General features: G+C 52.1%; 22 protein-coding genes. 11 read left to right on the top strand and 11 right to left on the bottom strand.

All coding sequences use genetic code 11. The features are described 5' to 3' along the window. Positions 1–58: 58 nt before the first annotated feature. The 4 genes from spoT to L4D19_RS14190 form a co-directional block, all read right to left on the bottom strand. The gene (gene spoT, locus L4D19_RS14205) at positions 59–2,161 is read right to left on the bottom strand and encodes a bifunctional GTP diphosphokinase/guanosine-3',5'-bis pyrophosphate 3'-pyrophosphohydrolase (protein ID WP_075763036.1); all 2,103 of its coding nucleotides are present in this window, start codon (positions 2,159–2,161) and stop codon (positions 59–61) included. A gap of 18 nt (positions 2,162–2,179) precedes the next feature. After that, complete coding sequence (gene rpoZ / locus L4D19_RS14200) at positions 2,180–2,455, bottom strand: DNA-directed RNA polymerase subunit omega (RefSeq protein WP_036821454.1); 276 nt, start codon at positions 2,453–2,455, stop codon at positions 2,180–2,182. A 50-nt stretch (positions 2,456–2,505) separates the two neighbouring features. Continuing rightward, on the bottom strand, positions 2,506–3,132 hold the full coding sequence (gmk, locus tag L4D19_RS14195) for a guanylate kinase (protein ID WP_160652576.1): 627 nt from the start codon (positions 3,130–3,132) through the stop codon (positions 2,506–2,508). 206 nt (positions 3,133–3,338) lie between these two features. After that, positions 3,339–4,202 (bottom strand): YicC/YloC family endoribonuclease, encoded by an 864-nt coding sequence (locus L4D19_RS14190; RefSeq protein WP_239413925.1) that lies wholly within the window; start codon positions 4,200–4,202, stop codon positions 3,339–3,341. A gap of 254 nt (positions 4,203–4,456) precedes the next feature. Between L4D19_RS14190 and rph the strand changes: the two genes are divergently transcribed. Together rph and pyrE are read left to right on the top strand one after the other, a co-directional pair. Beyond that, complete coding sequence (gene rph / locus L4D19_RS14185) at positions 4,457–5,173, top strand: ribonuclease PH (RefSeq protein WP_075763023.1); 717 nt, start codon at positions 4,457–4,459, stop codon at positions 5,171–5,173. A 117-nt stretch (positions 5,174–5,290) separates the two neighbouring features. After that, complete coding sequence (pyrE, locus tag L4D19_RS14180) at positions 5,291–5,932, top strand: orotate phosphoribosyltransferase (RefSeq protein ID WP_428452989.1); 642 nt, start codon at positions 5,291–5,293, stop codon at positions 5,930–5,932. A 180-nt stretch (positions 5,933–6,112) separates the two neighbouring features. On the opposite strand, the gene slmA is transcribed toward pyrE, so the two are convergent. The 3 genes from slmA to coaBC all read right to left on the bottom strand — a co-directional run bounded on the left by slmA (position 6,113) and on the right by coaBC (position 8,631). After that, positions 6,113–6,703, bottom strand: coding sequence for a nucleoid occlusion factor SlmA (gene slmA / locus L4D19_RS14175; protein WP_428452988.1), 591 nt, complete (start codon positions 6,701–6,703; stop codon positions 6,113–6,115). Positions 6,704–6,950: 247 nt separating this feature from the next. After that, complete coding sequence (gene dut, locus L4D19_RS14170) at positions 6,951–7,406, bottom strand: dUTP diphosphatase (protein WP_428452987.1); 456 nt, start codon at positions 7,404–7,406, stop codon at positions 6,951–6,953. A 10-nt stretch (positions 7,407–7,416) separates the two neighbouring features. Beyond that, positions 7,417–8,631, bottom strand: coding sequence for a bifunctional phosphopantothenoylcysteine decarboxylase/phosphopantothenate--cysteine ligase CoaBC (coaBC, locus tag L4D19_RS14165; protein ID WP_428452986.1), 1,215 nt, complete (start codon positions 8,629–8,631; stop codon positions 7,417–7,419). 211 nt (positions 8,632–8,842) lie between these two features. Here coaBC and radC point away from each other — a divergent pair, with 211 nt between their 5' ends. From radC to L4D19_RS14135, 6 genes are all read left to right on the top strand, one after another. Continuing rightward, entirely contained in the window at positions 8,843–9,517 is a 675-nt protein-coding gene (radC, locus tag L4D19_RS14160; RefSeq protein WP_428452985.1) for a RadC family protein, read from the top strand. A 172-nt stretch (positions 9,518–9,689) separates the two neighbouring features. Next, complete coding sequence (gene rpmB, locus L4D19_RS14155) at positions 9,690–9,926, top strand: 50S ribosomal protein L28 (protein WP_075763017.1); 237 nt, start codon at positions 9,690–9,692, stop codon at positions 9,924–9,926. A gap of 13 nt (positions 9,927–9,939) precedes the next feature. Then, the gene (gene rpmG / locus L4D19_RS14150; RefSeq protein WP_004405486.1) at positions 9,940–10,107 is read left to right on the top strand and encodes a 50S ribosomal protein L33; all 168 of its coding nucleotides are present in this window, start codon (positions 9,940–9,942) and stop codon (positions 10,105–10,107) included. Between the two features lie 154 nt (positions 10,108–10,261). After that, on the top strand, positions 10,262–10,744 hold the full coding sequence (locus L4D19_RS14145) for a hypothetical protein (protein ID WP_428452984.1): 483 nt from the start codon (positions 10,262–10,264) through the stop codon (positions 10,742–10,744). 20 nt (positions 10,745–10,764) lie between these two features. Further along, positions 10,765–11,577, top strand: a complete 813-nt coding sequence (mutM, locus tag L4D19_RS14140; protein ID WP_428452983.1) for a bifunctional DNA-formamidopyrimidine glycosylase/DNA-(apurinic or apyrimidinic site) lyase — start codon at positions 10,765–10,767, stop codon at positions 11,575–11,577. A gap of 136 nt (positions 11,578–11,713) precedes the next feature. After that, entirely contained in the window at positions 11,714–12,718 is a 1,005-nt protein-coding gene (locus L4D19_RS14135) for an NAD-dependent epimerase (protein ID WP_428452982.1), read from the top strand. Between the two features lie 71 nt (positions 12,719–12,789). Here the strand turns inward: L4D19_RS14135 and coaD are convergent, their stop codons facing one another. Beyond that, a complete protein-coding gene (coaD, locus tag L4D19_RS14130; RefSeq protein WP_428452981.1) occupies positions 12,790–13,287 on the bottom strand; it encodes a pantetheine-phosphate adenylyltransferase in 498 nt (165 codons plus the stop codon). Positions 13,288–13,427: 140 nt separating this feature from the next. Between coaD and L4D19_RS14125 the strand changes: the two genes are divergently transcribed. Continuing rightward, positions 13,428–14,459: a glycosyltransferase family 9 protein gene (locus L4D19_RS14125; RefSeq protein WP_428452980.1), complete on the top strand. Its 1,032-nt coding sequence runs from the start codon at positions 13,428–13,430 to the stop codon at positions 14,457–14,459. Here the strand turns inward: L4D19_RS14125 and L4D19_RS14120 are convergent. Then, entirely contained in the window at positions 14,428–15,213 is a 786-nt protein-coding gene (locus L4D19_RS14120; protein ID WP_428452979.1) for a glycosyltransferase family 2 protein, read from the bottom strand. The two genes, L4D19_RS14125 and L4D19_RS14120, sit on opposite strands and share 32 nt — an antisense overlap. Continuing rightward, positions 15,210–16,274: a glycosyltransferase family 9 protein gene (locus L4D19_RS14115; RefSeq protein WP_428452978.1), complete on the bottom strand. Its 1,065-nt coding sequence runs from the start codon at positions 16,272–16,274 to the stop codon at positions 15,210–15,212. Before L4D19_RS14115 ends, L4D19_RS14120 begins: the two co-directional genes overlap by 4 nt. Before the next feature lie 78 nt (positions 16,275–16,352). On the opposite strand from L4D19_RS14115, the gene L4D19_RS14110 reads away from it, so the two are divergent. Together L4D19_RS14110 and L4D19_RS14105 are read left to right on the top strand one after the other, a co-directional pair. Then, positions 16,353–17,057 carry a 3-deoxy-D-manno-octulosonic acid kinase gene (locus L4D19_RS14110; RefSeq protein ID WP_428452977.1) on the top strand — a complete coding sequence of 235 codons (705 nt, stop codon included), beginning with the start codon at positions 16,353–16,355 and terminating at the stop codon, positions 17,055–17,057. A 54-nt stretch (positions 17,058–17,111) separates the two neighbouring features. Further along, positions 17,112–17,912 carry a glycosyltransferase family 32 protein gene (locus tag L4D19_RS14105; RefSeq protein ID WP_428452976.1) on the top strand — a complete coding sequence of 267 codons (801 nt, stop codon included), beginning with the start codon at positions 17,112–17,114 and terminating at the stop codon, positions 17,910–17,912. Between the two features lie 60 nt (positions 17,913–17,972). Here the strand turns inward: L4D19_RS14105 and waaA are convergent, their stop codons facing one another. Next, positions 17,973–19,247, bottom strand: a complete 1,275-nt coding sequence (gene waaA / locus L4D19_RS14100) for a lipid IV(A) 3-deoxy-D-manno-octulosonic acid transferase (RefSeq protein ID WP_428452975.1) — start codon at positions 19,245–19,247, stop codon at positions 17,973–17,975. Positions 19,248–19,256: the final 9 nt, after the last annotated feature.

The following is a 19,256-nucleotide window of genomic DNA, read 5'->3' as shown; positions in this document are numbered from 1 at the left end:
AAACGGGCGTTTATGTTCAGTATAGGAAAGCTGGGCTAACCAGTTGTCCTTTGGGCCATCAGTTCTTCTGGCGTGATACGCGGACCACATTCGGCATGACCCGGATACGGCGCATGATATTGGCCAGATGGATGCGTCCTTTGGTCGTCAGGCGTACCGTAATGGTATAGAGACGGCCATCTTTTTCTTCGGTTGCCAGCCCCTGGATATTGGAGCCGGTGCCCGCGATGGTATTGGTCAGATCGGCCAGCGCCCCCTGATGGTTCTGCATATCAACCTTCAGGTTGGTGACGAACTCCTGCTCGAAGTCCTCGCTCCATTCGACCGGCATGTATTTGTCCGGCTCTTTCTGGTAGCCACGGATATTGGCGCACTCTTCCCGGTGGATCACCAGGCCTTTGCCCGGGCTGACATGGGCCATGATCGGGTCGCCATGGATTGGATGACAGCAGTTGGCAAACGTCAGCAGGATACCGTCCGCACCCTGGATCGGCAGGCGATGGGTGGTTTCCTTGACGGTCAGCTCGTCGACATTGCCCAGCAGACGGCGGGCAATCACCACGCTCATCAGCTCACCCAGGCCGATAGCGGCCAGCAGGTCGTCAATGGTCTCAAGACGTAAGTCGGTCAGTACCTGATGCAGGTTGTCCGGATCGATTTGGTCGATGCTCAGCTCGCCCAGTGCATGGTTGAGCAGGCGGCGTCCCAGTGTGATGGACTCTTCGCGGCGCATGGTCTTGAGGACCTGGCGGATTTTGGTCCGCGCGCGCGACGTTACGACATAATTGAGCCAGGCTGCATTCGGGCGTGCGCCCGGTGCACTGATAATGTCAATGGTCTGGCCGTTTTTCAGCGGCTTGCTCAGCGGGTAAGGTTGTCGCTCCACACGAGCACCGACACAGGCATTGCCGACATCGGTATGGACAGCATAGGCAAAATCGACCGCCGTCGCCCCGACAGGCAGCTCGACAATCCGGCCTTTTGGCGTGAAGACGTACAGTTCATCCGGGAACAGATCTGATTTGACGTTCTCGATGAACTCGAACGAGCTACCGGCACTCTGCTGCAGTTCCAGAAGGCTCTGCATCCAGCGCTGGGCCTTAACCTGCGCTGTCGTGCCGCTGCTTTCACCATCTTTGTAGGTCCAGTGGGCAGCCACCCCTTTGTCCGCCATCTGATCCATATCATCGGTACGGATCTGGACTTCGACCGGCACCCCGTGCGGGCCGACCAGCGAGGTGTGCAGTGACTGGTAGCCATTGGCTTTCGGAATGGCGATATAGTCTTTCATCCGGCTCGGACGGGGCTTGTACAGGTTATGGACCTGGCCAAGCACGCGGTAACAGGTATCCAGATCAGTGACCAGTACGCGGAAGGCGTAGATGTCCATGATCGAGTGGAAACGCTGCTCCTTGTTCTTCATCTTGTTATAGATGGAGTACAGGTTCTTTTCGCGGCCCAGTACCTTGCCTTCGATCCCCGCATCGTCGAGACGTCCCTCGATTTCGGCGTGGATCTTGTTAATCATTTCTTTACGATTGCCGCGGGCTGCTGCCACCACTTCTTTCAGTACCCGGTAGCGATTTGGATATAGCGCTTCAAAGCCCAGCTCTTCGAGCTCGGTCTTGATGTTGTGGATACCCAGGCGGTGGGCCAGCGGAGAGAAAATCTCCAGTGTTTCGCGGGCAATACGACGGCGTTTGTCCGGACGCAAGGCGCCGAGGGTCCGCATATTGTGTGTGCGGTCTGCGAGCTTGATCAGAATAACGCGGATGTCATGGGCCATGGCCATGATCATTTTACGGAAGTTCTCGGCTTGCGCTTCTTTGCGATCGCGGAACTTCAGTTTATCCAGCTTCGATACCCCGTCGACCAGCTCGGCTACCGTTGAGCCGAAACGGCTGTCGAGATCGTCTTTGGTGACCTCGGTATCTTCGATAACGTCGTGGAGGAGGGCTGCCATCAGCGTCTCGTAGTCGAGGCGCATTTCCGCCAGGATGCGGGCTACGGCAATCGGGTGGATGATATATGGTTCGCCGCTTGAGCGGGTCTGCCCTTCGTGGGCATCTCGCGCAACGAGATACGCCTGCCTGAGCGCCTCAATTTGAGACTCAGGCAGGTATTCGATTGCGACTTCTTTCAGGCTATCAAAAAGATACAATTCGCCCGGTTCCCTGAATTAACGGTGGTCGCCTGCAATAGCGCTAACGGCTGCTAGCTCTGCTGCTTCTTGCTCTTGAAGTTCCTGACGCTCGCGAGCATCCAGGATATCTTTAGTGATCAGGCCTTCTTCGATTTCACGAAGCGCGATCACTGTATACTTATCGTTTTCTTCCGGAACCAGTGGATCCTTACCGCCAGTTTGCATCTGACGAGCGCGGCGTGAAGCAATTTGGATCAGATCGAAACGGTTGCCAATTTTATCAACAGCGTCTTGAACGGTTACGCGTGCCATGGAGGACTCCAGTGGTTATATATAAAAGATGGGAAATTGTACAAAAATTGTTACTGTTCTGCCAGTAGGGCATTGAGCATGCTGTTATATTTAGCAGCTTGTTTGTCTTGCTTCAATCGTTCTGCACGAATAATGGCTTTAAAGTCCATCAGCGCAACGTCGAAATCATCATTGACGATAACATAATCGTACTCGTCATAATGGGAGATTTCCGAGCGTGCTTCCTGCATACGACGGGCAATAATGGCATCGCTGTCCTGGCCGCGGGCGTTCAGTCGACGCTCCAGCTCCTCCTTTGACGGAGGCAGAATGAACAGGCTCTTGGCTTGTGGCATTTGCTTGCGAATCTGACGCGCACCCTGCCAATCGATATCCAGAAAGACATCGATACCTTTATTAAGCTGTTCTTCAATCCAAGGACGGGAGGTACCGTAGTAGTTGCCAAAGACTTCGGCATGTTCAAGGAATGCACCTTGCTCTGCCAGCTCAGTAAACTCTTCGACACTAATGAAATTGTAATGAACGCCGTGTTCCTCACCCGGGCGCATGCCGCGTGTGGTGTGGGATACGGATACTTTCATGTCATAGGTCGGGTTTGTTTCAAGAAGGGCGTTAATCAAGCTTGATTTACCAGCGCCACTTGGTGCCGACACGATGTATAGAGTACCTTTGCTCATTGCCTGTTTCACTCAGTGATAGAAGGGCGCGCAGATTATCATGATCTGGGCACAATTGAAATTATCTGGTTGCCTGAAAAATCATCTTTTTCAAACGTTATGGCCGTAATCTTAAGCCTAGATGGATTTCAGGCTGGTGTCTGCCTGCACAAAGCGATCAAAAAAGGCAGCGGTAGCACTGCCTTTTTGTTATACAAACGCGTTGATTACTCGATGTTCTGGATCTGCTCGCGCATCTGCTCGATCAGTACTTTCAGCTCAACGGCAGAGGCGGTGATATCGGTACTGATTGACTTGGAGGCCAGGGTGTTCGACTCGCGGTTGAACTCCTGCATCATGAAGTCGAGACGACGACCGCAGGCACCGCCTTTTTTCATGATTTTCTGGGTTTCTTTGACATGGGAATCAAGGCGGTCTAATTCTTCGGCAACATCGCTCTTTTGTGCCATCAGGATCAGTTCCTGCTCGATACGGCCCGGATCCAGCTCAACCTTGGCTTCTTCAAATCGGGTCATCAGGCGTTCACGCTGCCAGTTGATGATCTCTGGCATCTGCTCACGTACCTTGGCCGCTTCAACGGCGATGGCTTCCAGACGCTGGTCAATCAGATCCTTCATGTTCTTGCCTTCGCTGGCGCGTGCCGCGATAAAGTCATTGATGGCTTCGTCAAACCCTGCCAGCAAGTCTTTGTTGATGGCATCCAGATCTTGCTCTGGTGCTTCCATTACGCCCGGCCAGTTCAGAACCTGGAACGGACCGATACTGCCTTCGCCGGAGGTATCCTTGACCCACTTGGCCGCCTTGATCACCTGCTTGGCCAGCTCCTCGTTGATGCTCAGCTCGTTGCTGGCGGCGGTGTTGGCTTCAAAGCGCAGGTTGCACTCTACCTTGCCGCGGGCCAGACGCTTGCGGAATCGCTCGCGCAGTACAGGTTCTAAGCTGCGGAACTGTTCAGGCATACGAAGATAGGTTTCCAGGTAACGCTGGTTAACAGAACGAATTTCCCAAACGGCAGTGCCCCAGTCGCCTTTTACTTCGCGACGGGCATAGGCGGTCATGCTATGGATCATTGGCTGATGGCCCTTTTAAGATGATGGATGTAACTACTTATTTGGCTTACGACGCTGTGGCCGGAAGCGAAATAGAAACAGTCGGTGCGTAGTTACCGGATAGTGTTGATTATACTCACCATCCGGGACAAAAGAAATGAAGTGCGGCGGTATGGCCGTGTTGGCAACAGGACGGAATCGGGATTCACGTGCACTGTGCCTGAGAACTGGCTATAATCGCCGGTTAATGTAGCCCAGCTAAAGGTAAGGTCCCGATGCGTCCAAGCGGAAGAAGCACCAGTCAAGTACGTCCAATTACGATCACCCGTAACTTCACAGCTCATGCGGAAGGCTCGGTATTAGTCGAGTTCGGCGATACCAAAGTGATTTGTACAGCAAGTGTTGAAGAGAATGTACCGCGCTGGCTCAAAGGCAAGGGACAAGGCTGGGTGACGGCTGAATACGGCATGCTGCCACGCGCAACCCATTCGCGCAACCGCCGTGAAGCGGCCAGCGGCAAGCAAGGCGGCCGTACCATGGAAATTCAGCGCCTGATTGCCCGTAGCCTGCGTGCGGCGGTTGACCTGGAAGCCCTAGGCGAGCAGATGATCACCGTTGACTGTGATGTTATCCAGGCTGACGGCGGTACCCGTACGGCTTCTATTACCGGTGCAATGGTTGCTCTGGTTGATGCTATCAACTACATGATCGAGAAAGGCCTGCTGAAGGAAAGCCCGCTGAAGGGAATGGTGGCGGCTGTGTCGGTCGGTATCTATAACGGCGAGCCGATTTGCGATCTGGAATATGTCGAAGATTCCGCTGCCGAAACCGACATGAACGTGGTGATGACCGAAGAAGGCAAGATGATCGAGATCCAGGGTACGGCAGAGGGCGAGGCCTTCAGCCACGAAGAGTTACTGGCGATGCTGGCATTGGCCAAGTCCGGCATTGACGACATTATCAGCGTTCAGAAGCGAGCGTTGGAAAATTAATTATTGAGCGACTCTATTGAGTCGCTTTTTTTTGTCTAAATTTTGGTGAGAGAGTGTGAACCCGCCAAATTTGGACTTTGTGTAGCAGTACTAATACCGATAAAGATAGGAGAAACCATGAAAGCATATCAGCGTCAGTTCATCGAATTCGCCCTGGAAAAAGGTGTTCTTAAGTTTGGTGAGTTTACTCTGAAATCTGGCCGTAAGAGTCCGTACTTTTTTAATGCGGGCCTGTTCAACACAGGTCGTGATCTTGCACGTCTGGGCCGTTTTTACGCTGAAGCTTTGGTGGATGCAGGCATCGAGTATGATGTGCTGTTTGGCCCTGCGTACAAGGGGATCCCGATTGCTACCACCACGGCGGTTGCACTGGCTGATCACCATGATGTCGACACGCCTTATTGCTTCAACCGCAAAGAGGCGAAAGCGCACGGTGAGGGCGGCAACCTGGTCGGCAGCGCGCTGGAAGGCCGCATTATGCTGGTTGACGATGTGATCACGGCAGGAACAGCTATCCGTGAGTCGATGGAAATCATCAAGGCCAACGGTGCCGATTTGGCCAGTGTACTGGTGGCGATTGACCGTCAGGAAAAAGGCAAGGGTGAGCTGTCGGCGATTCAGGAAGTTGAGCGTGACTTCGGCTGTGCGGTGATTTCCATTGTGTCGCTGGGTGATGTGGTGAGCTACCTGGAAGAGCAGGACGGCATGGAAGCGCACCTTGAGGCGGTTAAAGCATACCGTGCTGAGTACGGGGTGTAATTGCGATTATAGAAAGGGGAGGGGTAAAGTTTAACCCCTCCCAGCCTCCCCCTTGAAAAGTGGGAGGAGCAAAAATTGCGTACTTTGAGTTTGGCGTGGTCTGTATAAACTAAAAAGCGAGTGGTATTTACCACTCGCTTTTTTATCTCGAAACTTGCGCCTCGGAACTTGGTTCTGGACTTAACCTAATTCCGCACTCAGCAGTCGCCAGTAGTCGTCAAAGCTCTCGGTCGGCTTGTACTTGAAATTAGAACGCACGAAGCGATTGAGACTGCCTTCTACCTGGCCCAGTAGCTGTGCTGCCAGGATGCTTTCATCGACAGGGAAGCCTTTGCCTTCGCGCAGTTTGCGCTCGCGCAGGATTTGGCGCAGCTGGGTCTCGATGCGTTCGAACAGCTGGTTGATCCGTGCCTGCAGGCGGTCTTGTTCGAACATCAGGGCGTGGCCGGTCATAATGCGGCTCAGGCCTGGATTGCGTTCGGCAAAACCGAGGATCAACTGTAATACCATGCGCAGACGGTTAAGGGTGTCCTTTTCGTCATCGAGGATGCGATTGATGCGGGTGGTGATTGAGTCTTCGATAAATTCAATCAGTCCTTCGAACATCCGTGCCTTGCTCGGGAAATGGCGGTACAGGGCGGCTTCTGAAACACCAACCTGTGCTGCCAGCTTGGCGGTGGTAATGCGTTGACTGCCCTGGGCAGACTCCAGCATTTGCGCCAGCGCTTGCAAAATTTCTTCGCGGCGATTGTTTTTTTTATTGCCAGCCATGAATAACCGTTCCTTTTCGAAATGAGTCTGTTGCCGACAGCGCTAACCTGCCGATCAAACCCGCTTATCTTAGCGATGCAGCCGCGCCGTGAAAAGCGCTGGCGTTAGATACTGATCTCTTTATCGGCAAAAAAAGCTCAACCTGAAGCGGCGAGCTTTATATTTGATCTGATTCGACTAATTCGTCATCAGCCTTGAAACCCGGTCTGAAACCAGCCCTGAGTGGAAGGCGAACCTCCGAGGTATATTATTGTCGGCCGGAGTGACCGAATCCGCCTTCGCCGCGGTCGCTGGCATCGAAGTCCGACACGATGTTGAAGTCAGCCTGCACCACAGGGACAAAGACCAACTGGGCAATACGATCGCCCGGCTCGATACTAAAGGTGCTGTGGCCGCGGTTCCACACCGAGACCATCAGCTGGCCCTGATAATCCGAGTCGATAAGCCCGACCAGGTTACCCAGCACGATACCGTGTTTATGGCCGAGCCCCGAGCGAGGCAAAATGGTGGCCGCCAGGCCCGGATCGGCAATGTGGATGGCAATGCCAGTCGGGATCAGGTGGGTTTGGCCCGGCTCGACGGTCAGGGCTTCGTCCAGACAGGCACGGAGGTCGAGGCCTGCCGATCCTTCCGTTGCGTAGGCCGGAAGCGGAAACTCGTTACCGACGCGCGGGTCGAGGATTTTCAGGTCAATGTTCTTCATGCGTGTTCTCTTAGTGTTGTTTCTTTTTAAACTGGTCAATGATTTCGCTGATCAGCTGCTGGCCGAGGTCTTGCTTTGATGCCAGTGGCAGTGCCTTGTCGCCTTCTGGCCAGTACAGATGCAGGGCATTGCTGTCGCTGTTAAAGCCCAGGCCTTGCTGGGAGACATCATTGGCACAAATTAAATCTAGGTTTTTGCGGCTCAGTTTACCGCGGGCGTATTGCTCTACGTCCTGGGTTTCTGCGGCAAAGCCGACCGTGAAGGGGCGCTGTTCGGTCAGCCCGGCGACGCTGGCAACAATATCCGGATTTTTGACCAGTCGAAGTACCATTTCGTCTTCACCGGACTTTTTCTTCATTTTCTGAGTGGCGATTTCTGCCGGGCGAAAATCAGCTACGGCGGCGCAGGAGATGAAAATATCGTGGCTGGTTGCTGCGTCCATCGCTGCCTGATGCATCTGCTCGGCACTGTCGGTGTCGACTCGCTCGACGTCCGCAGGGGTCGCCAGATTGACCGGGCCGCTGATCAGGGTGACGTGTGCGCCGCGCTTGGCGGCAGCCTCGGCTATGGCATAGCCCATCTTGCCGGAGCTGTGGTTGGTCAGGTAGCGGACCGGATCGATCGCTTCCCGTGTCGGACCGGCGGTGATAGCAATCTTGATATTGCTTAAATCGGCAGGCTGAAAGAAGTCCTCGGCACGGTGAACCAGATCCATCGGCTCGAGCATGCGCCCCGGGCCGACATCGCCACAGGCCTGCTCGCCGCTGGCCGGCCCCCAGATATGGAAGCTGCGTCGTGCCAGGGTGGCCAGGTTTTCCTGAGTCGCGATATTGCTGTACATCTGCTGGTTCATCGCCGGGGCAACGGCAATCGGCGAGTCCGTGGCAAGGCACAGGGTGCTGAGCAGATCATTGCCCATACCGGCAGCGATGCGGGCAATCAGATCGGCCGTTGCCGGTGCCAGCAGAACCAAATCGGCCCATTTGGCCAGTTCGATATGGCCCATAGAGGCCTCGGCGGCGGGGTCGAAAAGGCTATCAGAGACAGGATTTCCCGAGACTGCCTGCATGGTAAGCGGAGTAATAAACTCCTGGGCGGACTGGGTCATTACGACACGTACCTCGGCGCCGCGCTCTATCAAGCGGCGCGTCAGCTCTGCGCATTTATAAGCTGCAATACCGCCGCTGATCCCCAGAAGTATTTTTTTTCCTGCCAGTGTTTCCATTGTTCTGCCTGTCTCTGTGAGCCAATTCAATCAGGCCAACAAGATAGCACCAAAGGCCGTGAGATTCACCGTCCGAGATCAAGCTACAACCGGCGGCGGGGTGTAATGCAAGCCGAGGATATTTTTGCGAAGGTTTTCTCACAAGTAGCGACAAGTTCTTGTCTGGTGGTCGATAAAGTCCTCTTCTGTAGCTAATTACAGGAGAGACTCTATGTCTTTGAAGCAGTTACCACCGGCTTCCCGCCCGCGGGAAAAGCTATTGTCGCACGGTCCGGAAGCCTTAACCGATGCCGAGTTGCTGGCGATATTCCTGCGGACCGGTATTGCCGGGATGAATGCTATCGAGCTGGCGACATCGCTGTTGGATCAGTTTGGTTCGCTACGGGCCTTGTTGGCAGCAAGCAAGGAGGAGTTTTGCCGGCATAAAGGATTGGGACCGGCGAAGTATGCCTTGCTTCAGGCTGTATTGGCGATGAGTCACCGGCATTTTGAAGAAACACTAAAGAAAGAAGATGCCCTGACCAGCCCGGCCCATACCCGTCGTTACCTGAGCCAGAAGTTGAGGGACAGACATCGTGAAGCATTTTATGTGCTGTTTTTGGATAACCAGCATCGGGTGCTGACCGGCGAGGTTCTTTTTGAGGGGACGATCGACGCTGCAAGCGTTTATCCACGGGAAGTTGTAAAAAGATCACTGGAACTTAATGCAGCCGCGCTCATTTTAGCGCATAATCACCCGTCAGGCGTAGCAGAGCCGAGTCAGGCAGACCGTCGAATTACACGAAGAATCAGCGATGCGCTGGCCTTGGTCGATATTCGCATCCTAGATCATTTTGTTGTTGGCGATGGGGAGATAGTTTCTTTCGCTGAACGAAATTGGCTATAAAATAGCCAAAATTCGATCAAAAAGTTGAGAAAGGACTGCTCGGGACTTGAGCAACTGGTTTTGACTTAGTATAATGCGCGACCTTTGATAGCTGTGGTTGTATGTGAAAAGTTTTTTCGCATTGAATTAACCACGGTAGATATCGAGCTGAAACGATTTGGAGAAGACAGTAATGTCCCGAGTATGCCAAGTAACTGGTAAGCGTCCTGTAACGGGTAACAACCGTTCACACGCACGTAATGCCACCAAGCGTCGTTTTCTGCCGAACCTGCAAACTCATCGTTTCTGGGTAGAAAGCGAAAAACGCTTCGTTAAACTACGCCTTTCTGCGAAAGGTATGCGTATCATTGATAAGAAAGGCATCGATGCCGTTCTTGCAGATATGCGTACTCGCGGCGAGAACGTTTAAGAGGATTTGAACAATGGCTAAAGGCATTCGTGAGAAGATCCGTCTAGTATCATCTGCTGGTACAGGCCACTTCTACACTACCGACAAAAACAAGCGTAACATGCCAGGCAAATTCGAGATCAAAAAATTTGATCCTGTAGTTCGCAAGCACGTTATGTACAAAGAAGCTAAAATCAAGTAATTGATTTTTTCTGTTCTTTGATAAAAACCCGGCATTATGCTGGGTTTTTTTATGCCTGCGATTTATTGGTGGCCGCACTTGTTCGATACCGTGTGTAACGGGCTTTGGTGTTATATTCATAGAGAAGTCAGACTGGGATTACAGGGGAAGAACTATGGGGATAAAGCTGTCACGACGGGGATGGAACAACGTTATTATTATTTCCGTTGTTCTTTTTATTGCTGCTATCCAGTTTCCTGACCTGATCAGGGCGCGCCTGGAGCCGGGGGCCACACAGGCATCGCCGGAAGTGCAGGCCTTGTTGCCGGAGCAGGCTGTCATCTCGCGATTGGTCCTGCCACAGCATGTCTTCACCGCCGAGGATGGCCGTTGGACTGCCGCGCCCCAGGTTGAAGGGGCTCCCCAGACGATTGTCGAGCACTGGCAGTCGATCACCGGTACGCTTGTCGACGACAATACCATGACCCAGCTCAAACCGCAGCTGAGTGCCCCGGAGACTGTTGAAGTCTGGCTGCATTCTGCTGACGAGCCGGTACGGGTAACTGTCTATCAGCTGCCGCAGTTTTGGCTGCTAAAGAACTGGCAGGGTAACTGGCTGGCGATCTCTGTTGACGAATCTTATTTGTTCCCTCACTGATTGTTTGAATGGATTGAACCATGCCTGAATTACCTGAAGTTGAAGTCAGTAGAATGGGGATCACCCCTCATGTTACGGGCCATCGTGTGGCCGAAATCATTGTCCGTAATCCCAAGCTACGCTGGCCGGTGCCTGAAGAGATCCGCCAGATTGAAGGGCAGGTGATCCGTAGGGTCAGCCGGAGGGCGAAATACCTGTTGCTTGAAACGGATATCGGTTACGCCATTGTCCATTTAGGGATGTCGGGAAGCTTGCGCGTGCTGCCGGCCTCGGTGCCGCCAGAAAAGCATGACCATGTGGATCTGGTGCTGTCGAGCGGCGAGGTTCTGAGATATAACGATCCGCGGCGATTCGGTGCCTGGTTGTGGCAACAGCCTCTCGATGAAGAGCATACGGTGCTGAGCAAGCTCGGTCCCGAGCCTTTAAGTGATGCATTTACCGCTGATTACCTGTTTGACAGGGCGCAGGGAAAGCGAACGGCTATCAAGCAGTTTCTGATGGACAACCAGGTGGTGGTGGGCGTCGGGAACATCTATGCCAACGAGTCCCTGTTCAGTGCGGGGATCCATCCGAAAAGAGCGGCAGGCAAGATTTCCTTGCAACGGATGGCAGTCCTGGTGGCTGAGGTGAAAGCTGTCCTGGCGTTTGCTATCGAGCAGGGCGGAACGACCCTGAAAGACTTCAAAAATGCCGACGGCAAGCCGGGCTATTTTGCCCAGGAGCTATTGGTGTACGGTAAGGGCGGCGAACCATGCCCTCGCTGTGACAAGACACTGAGCGAGATGAAAATTGGCCAGCGGGCAACGGTCTATTGCTCTGACTGCCAGACATAACTGATGTGTTTGTCACCGGTTGGCTTTATTCATACCTTGGTACCATAGCGAAACAGTCAGTCTATCACTATGATTCAATGGTGATTGTATAGATTGATGATGTGTCGTGTCGGCATATCTGCCGGGAAGGGAATATATGAAATATCTTGTCACGGGTGCTGCTGGGTTTATCGGCAGTGCGGTTTCTGAGCGTCTGTGCGCGCAGGGGCACGAGGTTATCGGAATCGATAATATCAATGATTATTATGATATAAACCTCAAGCTGGCGCGGCTGGATCGTATTCGTCATCCGGCCTTTTGTCTTATCAAAATGGATCTTGCTGATCGTGACGGAATGGCTGGGTTGTTTGCCGATCATCATTTTGATCGGGTGATCCACCTTGCTGCGCAGGCCGGGGTACGCTATTCCATTGATAATCCGATGGCGTATGCCGACAGTAATCTAGTCGGGCACCTGACGATTCTCGAAGGCTGTCGCCGGCATAAAGTCCAGCATCTGGTGTATGCTTCCTCTAGTTCGGTATATGGCCTGAATCAGAAGATGCCGTTTGCGACGACGGACAGTGTTGATCATCCCATCTCACTTTATGCGGCAACCAAGAAATCCAACGAGCTGATGGCTCATACCTATTCCCACCTGTACGGTATCCCGACTACCGGTTTGCGCTTTTTTACCGTTTACGGCCCATGGGGCAGGCCAGATATGGCGCTGTTTAAGTTCACCAAGAAGATTGTTGATGGCGAGCCGATTGATGTCTACAACCATGGTGATATGCGCCGTGACTTTACTTATATTGATGATATCGTCGAAGGGATTATCCGTATTCAGGGTGTGATCCCGGCAAAGAATACTGACTGGACGGTTGAGGCGGGTACACCGGCAACCAGCTCGGCACCGTACCGTGTCTACAATATCGGCCATGGCAGCCCTGTGAAGCTGATGGATTTCATTGAGGCGCTGGAAGAAGCATTGGGTATCGAAGCCAGAAAAAATTTAATGCCGATGCAGCCGGGCGATGTGTATGCGACCTATGCGGATACAGAAGACTTGTTCAAGACCATTGATTATAAGCCGGCTGTGTCAGTGAGAGACGGGGTGAAGGCTTTTGTGGACTGGTATAGGAAGTTTTATCTTGATTAGCCGGTGTCGCATTCGGTGACAGGGACAAAGACAACAAAGGAGGCGAGCGCCTCCTTTTTGGTATATGGGCTTTATTTGCCGTGGAGCTTTTCCAGCAGGGCGTCGGTAATTTCCGGGTCGACAAACTGGCTGACATCACCGTGATGCAGCGCGACCTCCTTGACGATGGTCGAGGAGATAAATGAATTCTCTTCCGCCGGCGTTAAAAATACCGTCTCGAGCTCTGGCATCAGGCGGCGGTTCATGTTGGCGAGCTGGAATTCGTATTCAAAGTCGGATACGGCCCGCAGCCCCCGAACCAGGATATTGGCCTGGTACTCTTTGGCAAAATCAACCAGCAGTCCGGAGAAGCCGACAATCTCGACATTGGACAGGTGCTGGGTAATGCGCTTGGCCAGCCGAACCCGCTCTTCAAGATCGAACAGGGGCTTTTTGCTCGGGCTAAATGCAATGCCGACGACGACATGGTCAAACATCGCAGCAGCGCGTTCGATGAGATCAAGGTGCCCGTTGGTGATGGGATCAAAGGTGCCGGGATAGATGACACGGGTATTCTTATTGTGCTTCACAAGGAGATCCTCAATACAAAGATGACGTTATGCTATCAAAAAAGCAGCTGGCTGCTCCATCTTTCACGCCAATTGCTATGGTTAATTTTTCCCTATCTTGTATTATCCGGACGGATTGGTTTTAGTTGGAACAAGGTGCTATGAAGAAAGTTCTCGTTGTGCGAAATGATAAAATTGGCGATTTCATGCTGGCCTGGCCCAGTTTTGCGATGCTCAAGCAATCACTGCCAGAGTGTCGGGTTACTGCTCTTGTTCCCAACTATACTGCACCGGTTGCCAGACTTTGTCCGTGGATTGATGAGGTGATGATCGATCCGACTGCAAAGTCGAGCAAGGCAGAGCAGGCTGAGCTGGTATCAGATATCAAGCAACGAGGGTTTGATGCGGCAATTTGCCTGTTCTCGAATGGCTATAATGCCAAGTTGCTCTGGAAGGCTGGGATCCCTTACCGCCTGGCACCGGCCACCAAGCTCGCACAGCTACTGTTCAACCGTCGCCTGAAGCAGCGTCGCTCCCGCTCGGAAAAGCCGGAGTTTGAGTACAATCTGGATTTGATCCGGTTCTTCTTGGCGGATAACCAGATTGACTGCCACGAGCCGCAGGGTCCTTATTTGGCCTTTGACAAAGAGGTACTGGCGGCTCAAAAAGAGAAATTGGTCTCGCAGTTGGCTTTGGATAGCGGCAAACCATGGTGTTTTATCCACGTCGGCAGTGGCGGTTCTGCCAACAATCTGTCGCTGGCGCAGTATGCCGAGTTGATTAAAGGCGTGGCAAAACAGCAGCATTGTGAATTTGTACTGACTGCCGGGCCGGGCGAGGAAGCTATGGCGGCGTCGCTGTATGCATTAATCAAGACCGGGGTGTCTGCCTATGTCTATGACAAAAATGACGGCCTGCAAGATTTCACCCGTTCTCTGGCATGTGCCGATCTGTTTATGGCCGGATCGACAGGCCCGCTGCATATCGCGGCTGCCCTTGATGTGCCGACGATTGGTTTCTTCCCGAGCAAGCGCTCAGCAACCCCGTTGCGGTGGAAGACACTGAATACGGCCGGGCGTCATTTGGCGTTCTGTCCGCCTGCCGGCAAGGAGCAGGAGACGGACATGGGACTGATTGAGATTGAGACGGTGCTGGAAGACGCTAAGCCTTGGGTGGCTCAGTACTGCTCCTGATCCACAGATCGGCATATTTCACAAAAGTGGAGTGTGCCGATAGAATTGATAGCAGAAAGCCCTGCTTGCCATCAAGGAAGCCCGCTCTAAGCACATACATTTTCAGGAAGCAGCCAATAGCGTGCAGCAGGCCCTGACCGATGCTGCTGCGTTTGCCGCGCTTTTCCCGCTGTTCAGCCCAGGCTTTGGCATAGCCGGCCGATTTGACCAGATAGTGGTGCAAGTCGTTGTAGGTGAAGTGCAGCAGATCGCCTTGCAGCGGCTGTACTTTCATCTCCGGGGATAGCTCAACTTTCTCGTGTACCAGATCCTGGTTGTACTGTGTCAGCTTGGTCGGATATAGGCGGTTGACGCGATCCGGATACCAGCCACAATGGCGGATATAGCGGCCAAATACCCAGCTCAGACGTGGAATACTGTATACCGTATTGTCCTGAGGGGATGAGAGCACGTCCATGATGTTCTGCTTGAGCTCCGGAGTGACTCGCTCGTCGGCATCTAGCCACAAGATGTAGTCAGACTCAACATGGCTCTGGGCCAGTCGGCGCTGGGGGCCGAATCCCGGCCATTCGGCGTTGACGAAGAACTTGTCGGTGTGCTGACGGGCAATAGTCTCTGTATTGTCAGTACTTCCGGCATCGAGTACAACAATCTCGTCTACCCAGCCTGAGACTGACTCCAGGCAGGCCTGTAAGTTATCGGCTTCATTTTTGACGATCAGCGCAACAGCAAGGGTCGGCTTAGTGGCACTCATTGTGTCTCCTTAAGGATATGAAAATCAGATAGGGCTTTGTCGAGCATGGTAATAACGGCTTCGGCACGAATGCGCTGCATAGCATCAGGATCTTTGACCCGGCTTCGCCAGGACAGTTCGCTTAACTGTTTACCCGTTTCTGCCTCAATGGCTTCCTGGTAGGCACTGACAACGTAATCCAGGTAACGGTAGGGACCGGTTCGCTTCGGATTGTGATGGGCGTAGAGGCCAATAACCGGTGTATTGGTCGCAACGGCCATATGGGCCGGGCCGGTATCAGGTGCAATTACCAGTTTTGCCTCTGCCAACAAGGCAAGCATTTGCTTCAGACTACTCTTTCCGACCAGATTGGTCAGTGGCACGTTGCTCTGTTGGCAGACCTGCTCGGCCAGCTGTATTTCGACCTCGGCCGGACTGCCGGCCAAAATGACTTTCATTCCCCTGGCGACCGCATGCTCGGCAACTTTTGCGTAGCCATCGGCAGTCCAGTTTTTGAATGCTTTGCTGGCTGCTGGCACGATAACCAGTACTGGCGCTGAATCTGAGTATTGTTTGGCCCAGTCTTGATCTGCCTGAGAGAGTTCAAGTTCCCAGCGGGGATTGGTATCTTCAATGCCTATGGTCTGGGCAAAGGCTATAAACCCATCGAGCACATGGGGAGAGTCTGGTGATGTTACCGGGGTATTAATGAACCAGTTTTGCAGATCACTGCTTCGGGTTTTATCGAAACCGAGACGGTATTTTGCCCGGATCCCCAGGCTGGCAATGCTGGCTCTTAGTGCAGTTTGTAAATGTAACAATGCATCAAACCGTTCGCCGCGAAGCTGTTGCCATAACCGGGTATAGCCTCTCCATCCCTGCTTTTTGTCAAAGGTAATGACACGCACTCCGGGTAAATCACCCAGCAGCTGCGCTTCCGCCTTGCCCATGATCCACGTAATTTTTGTTGTGGGCCATTGGCGCTGTATCGCCTGAACCATGGCGCAGGTATTACACGCATCGCCGATAGCGGAAAGACGGAGGATACATAATGAAGACGGAGGGGACGAAAATAGGGCCATATACAATTGCTCTGGAACTCATTAACCTGCATTATGCAGCTGGGATTTAAAATTGTAAAACGACTCATCTTAACGATTATGCAAGTATTGTCACTTAATGGAAGCCGGATCTGGTTTGATGATTCGCTACTTAAAACAGAGCCAGCACGCTGCTTTGATCCTAATTACTGGCAGCAACAGGATGCGATTACCGGAAAGGCTAGTGGTCGTGGCACTACATACTTTATTTCTACTCCTCAACTGCCGATGGCCCTGCGTCATTATTGGCGTGGGGGATTATTGGGAAAGCTGGTGAAAGATCAGTATTTCTTTACCGGCTGGGAAAAGACCCGTTGTGCTGAAGAGATCAAACTATTGCAACTCTTGGCTAAAGGCGGTGTCAGAGTGCCAAGGCCGGTGGCGGCCAGAGCAGTAAGGTGCGGCTTGACATACCGTGCAGATATTCTCACCGAGCAGGTTTCTAATGCCAGGGATCTGGTTGATGTGCTGCAACAGAGAAAGTTGTCTGAAAGCGAGTGGCGGGATGTCGGGCTGTTAATTAGGAAAATGCATACTCTGCAGGTATGTCACACCGATTTGAATATACATAACATATTATTGGACGATAAGGGGCAGTTCTGGCTTATCGACTTTGATAAGTGCTATCAGAGCAAGGGTGACAAGTGGAAGCAAGGGAATCTTGAACGTTTACAACGTTCGTTGAGGAAAGAGGTACAGCGGTTTTCTATAATATGGGATGAGAGCGAATGGAATTGGCTATATAACGGCTATAAAGAAAGTTAAATACTATTGAAAAGTAAATATTTTTGACGTGAATAGAAGATAGAAAGTGAAACTATGAATGCAGTTATTTTATTGGTTAACCGGTTAAGTAAAATTATTGGCAACATCTGTAAGTTGCTCTCGTATCCATTCCATTTGTTTTTCCCAAAAAAACGGTTTGAAATACCATCGTATTCGCGAGCTAAGGTACTATCGAGCAAAACCTCTGACATTCCGAAAGTGATCTGGCAAACCAATTTTTCGAACAAATCCACGCTGCCTGTATACCTTAACTACTTGTTTAATCGCCTGATGTCACTGGATCATGACTACTATTATGTAGACAATGAGGGGATTGAAGAGTTTATCAGAGAGAACGCTTCGGAAGAGGTCTATGAGTGCTATAAAAGGATTAATGATGGCGCGGCAAAGGCTGATTTGTGGCGATTAGTCGTCCTTAATGTTAAGGGTGGCGTATACCTTGATATTGACGCCAATCTGGTTTGGCCGCTATCCAAAATTACTCAAGGCGAGAGTCAAATATTTATTAAAAATAAACAAGATAGCCAGATCACCAATTTTTTTCTGGCAACGGCACCCAATAACCCTATCTATCAGAAAACAATCGACCTTATTGTCGACAATATAAAAAACAGGGACGAAACCAAGGGAGTCTACTCAACCACAGGCCCGCAAGTGCTAAGTGATGCTCTGGAAGGCGAAGAAGGTGTTGAGTTCAGAAGTTACCGCTACACATGTATTCAGGGTAGCTTTACCAATGAGCACTTCCAGTACCTTGATAAGCCACGAGGCAAGTGGATACATACTGCACCAGAAGATTTGATCAAGGACGAGAACACAGAATCGAAAGATTAATGACTTGTTGAAGTATAGAAAGAATGCTCAGTCCTTTGCGAAAGGACTGAGCATTGTTCGTTAATGGCTGAGCACAGCTTTTAGATTGCTTATCGTTTTTTCAATCGCGCCCTGATTCAACTCCACCACCTGGAGAGCTTGCTGCCCAGTTTCTTCTCGCGATACCTCATTTTTGAACCAAGCTATGAGCTGGGCGGCTATTTCCTTGCTGTCCTGGCAAACCACACATCCATTGTTCTCGAGGAGCTGCTGGGTGATATCCGTGAAGTTGAAATAGCTGGGGCCGGTGATTATGGGTTTGCTCAGCGCTGCCGGTTCAAGCAGGTTATGGCCACCCACTTTATCTCCCAGCAAGCTGCCGCCGATGAAGGCAATATCAGCAGCAGCCAACATGACTAACATCTCGCCCATGGTATCACCCAGATAGATATCGCATTGATCGGGTACCAGATCTGTTGCCTCGGTACGGCGAACAACCATCAGGCCGCTTGAGCGACAGAGATCGGCGACTTCAGCGAAGCGCTCGGGATGGCGGGGCACCAGGATCAATAGAGAATTAGGTATTTCCGCTCTGACTTGGCTAAAGGCGTCGAGCAGTTGTTCATCCTCTCCGCGATGGGTACTGGCTGCAATCCAGATGGGGCGCTGCTGTCCGAGAAGCTGGCGGAGTTGGCTGCCATTCTTGTGGATCTCCTGATTGACCGAGATATCAAACTTTATCGAGCCGGTAACGGCAACCTGGTTTTCATTCAATCCGAGTTGCACAAAACGCTCGGCATCATCTTTGTGCTGGCACAGAAGGTGGTCAAGGTTGTTTTTGACGATATCAAAGAGTGGCTGCACCTTTTTGTATCGTTGACAGGAACGCTCCGAAAGCCGGGCATTGAGTACATAGACGGGGAGTCCGGCTCGTTTGGCCTGGGCAAGCGTATTTGGCCATAGCTCCGTTTCCATAATGAGCAGAGCCTTAGGTTTTGCCACTCGAAGGAAGCGTTTTATGGCCCAGCTAAAGTCAAGGGGCATATAGCGATGCTCAATACGCCCCGAGAGTTTCTCTGCCTGCGCGGCACCCGTGCTGGTGGTTGTGGTGATCAAAATGGCTTGATCTGGGTAATCGCGCTGAATCGCTTTGATGAGCTGCGTTGCCGCGATGACTTCACCGACAGAAACCGCATGTATCCAAACCGGGTTGTTGTGCTGCAAAGGCGGACATTGGCCAAAGTGCTCACGCCAGCGTGAGCCGTAAGCTGGTTTGTCATCCTGCGATTTGTATAACTTCTTCAGAAATAATGGTGTCGCAAGATAGAGTAAGATTGAGTACAGGCTGCGAATCATGGATGTAGA

This window comes from Photobacterium kasasachensis (assembly GCF_050336885.1).
In the GTDB taxonomy this organism is placed as follows: Bacteria; Pseudomonadota; Gammaproteobacteria; order Enterobacterales; family Vibrionaceae; genus Photobacterium; species Photobacterium kasasachensis.
This window is presented reverse-complemented; position numbering and strand designations above follow the sequence as displayed.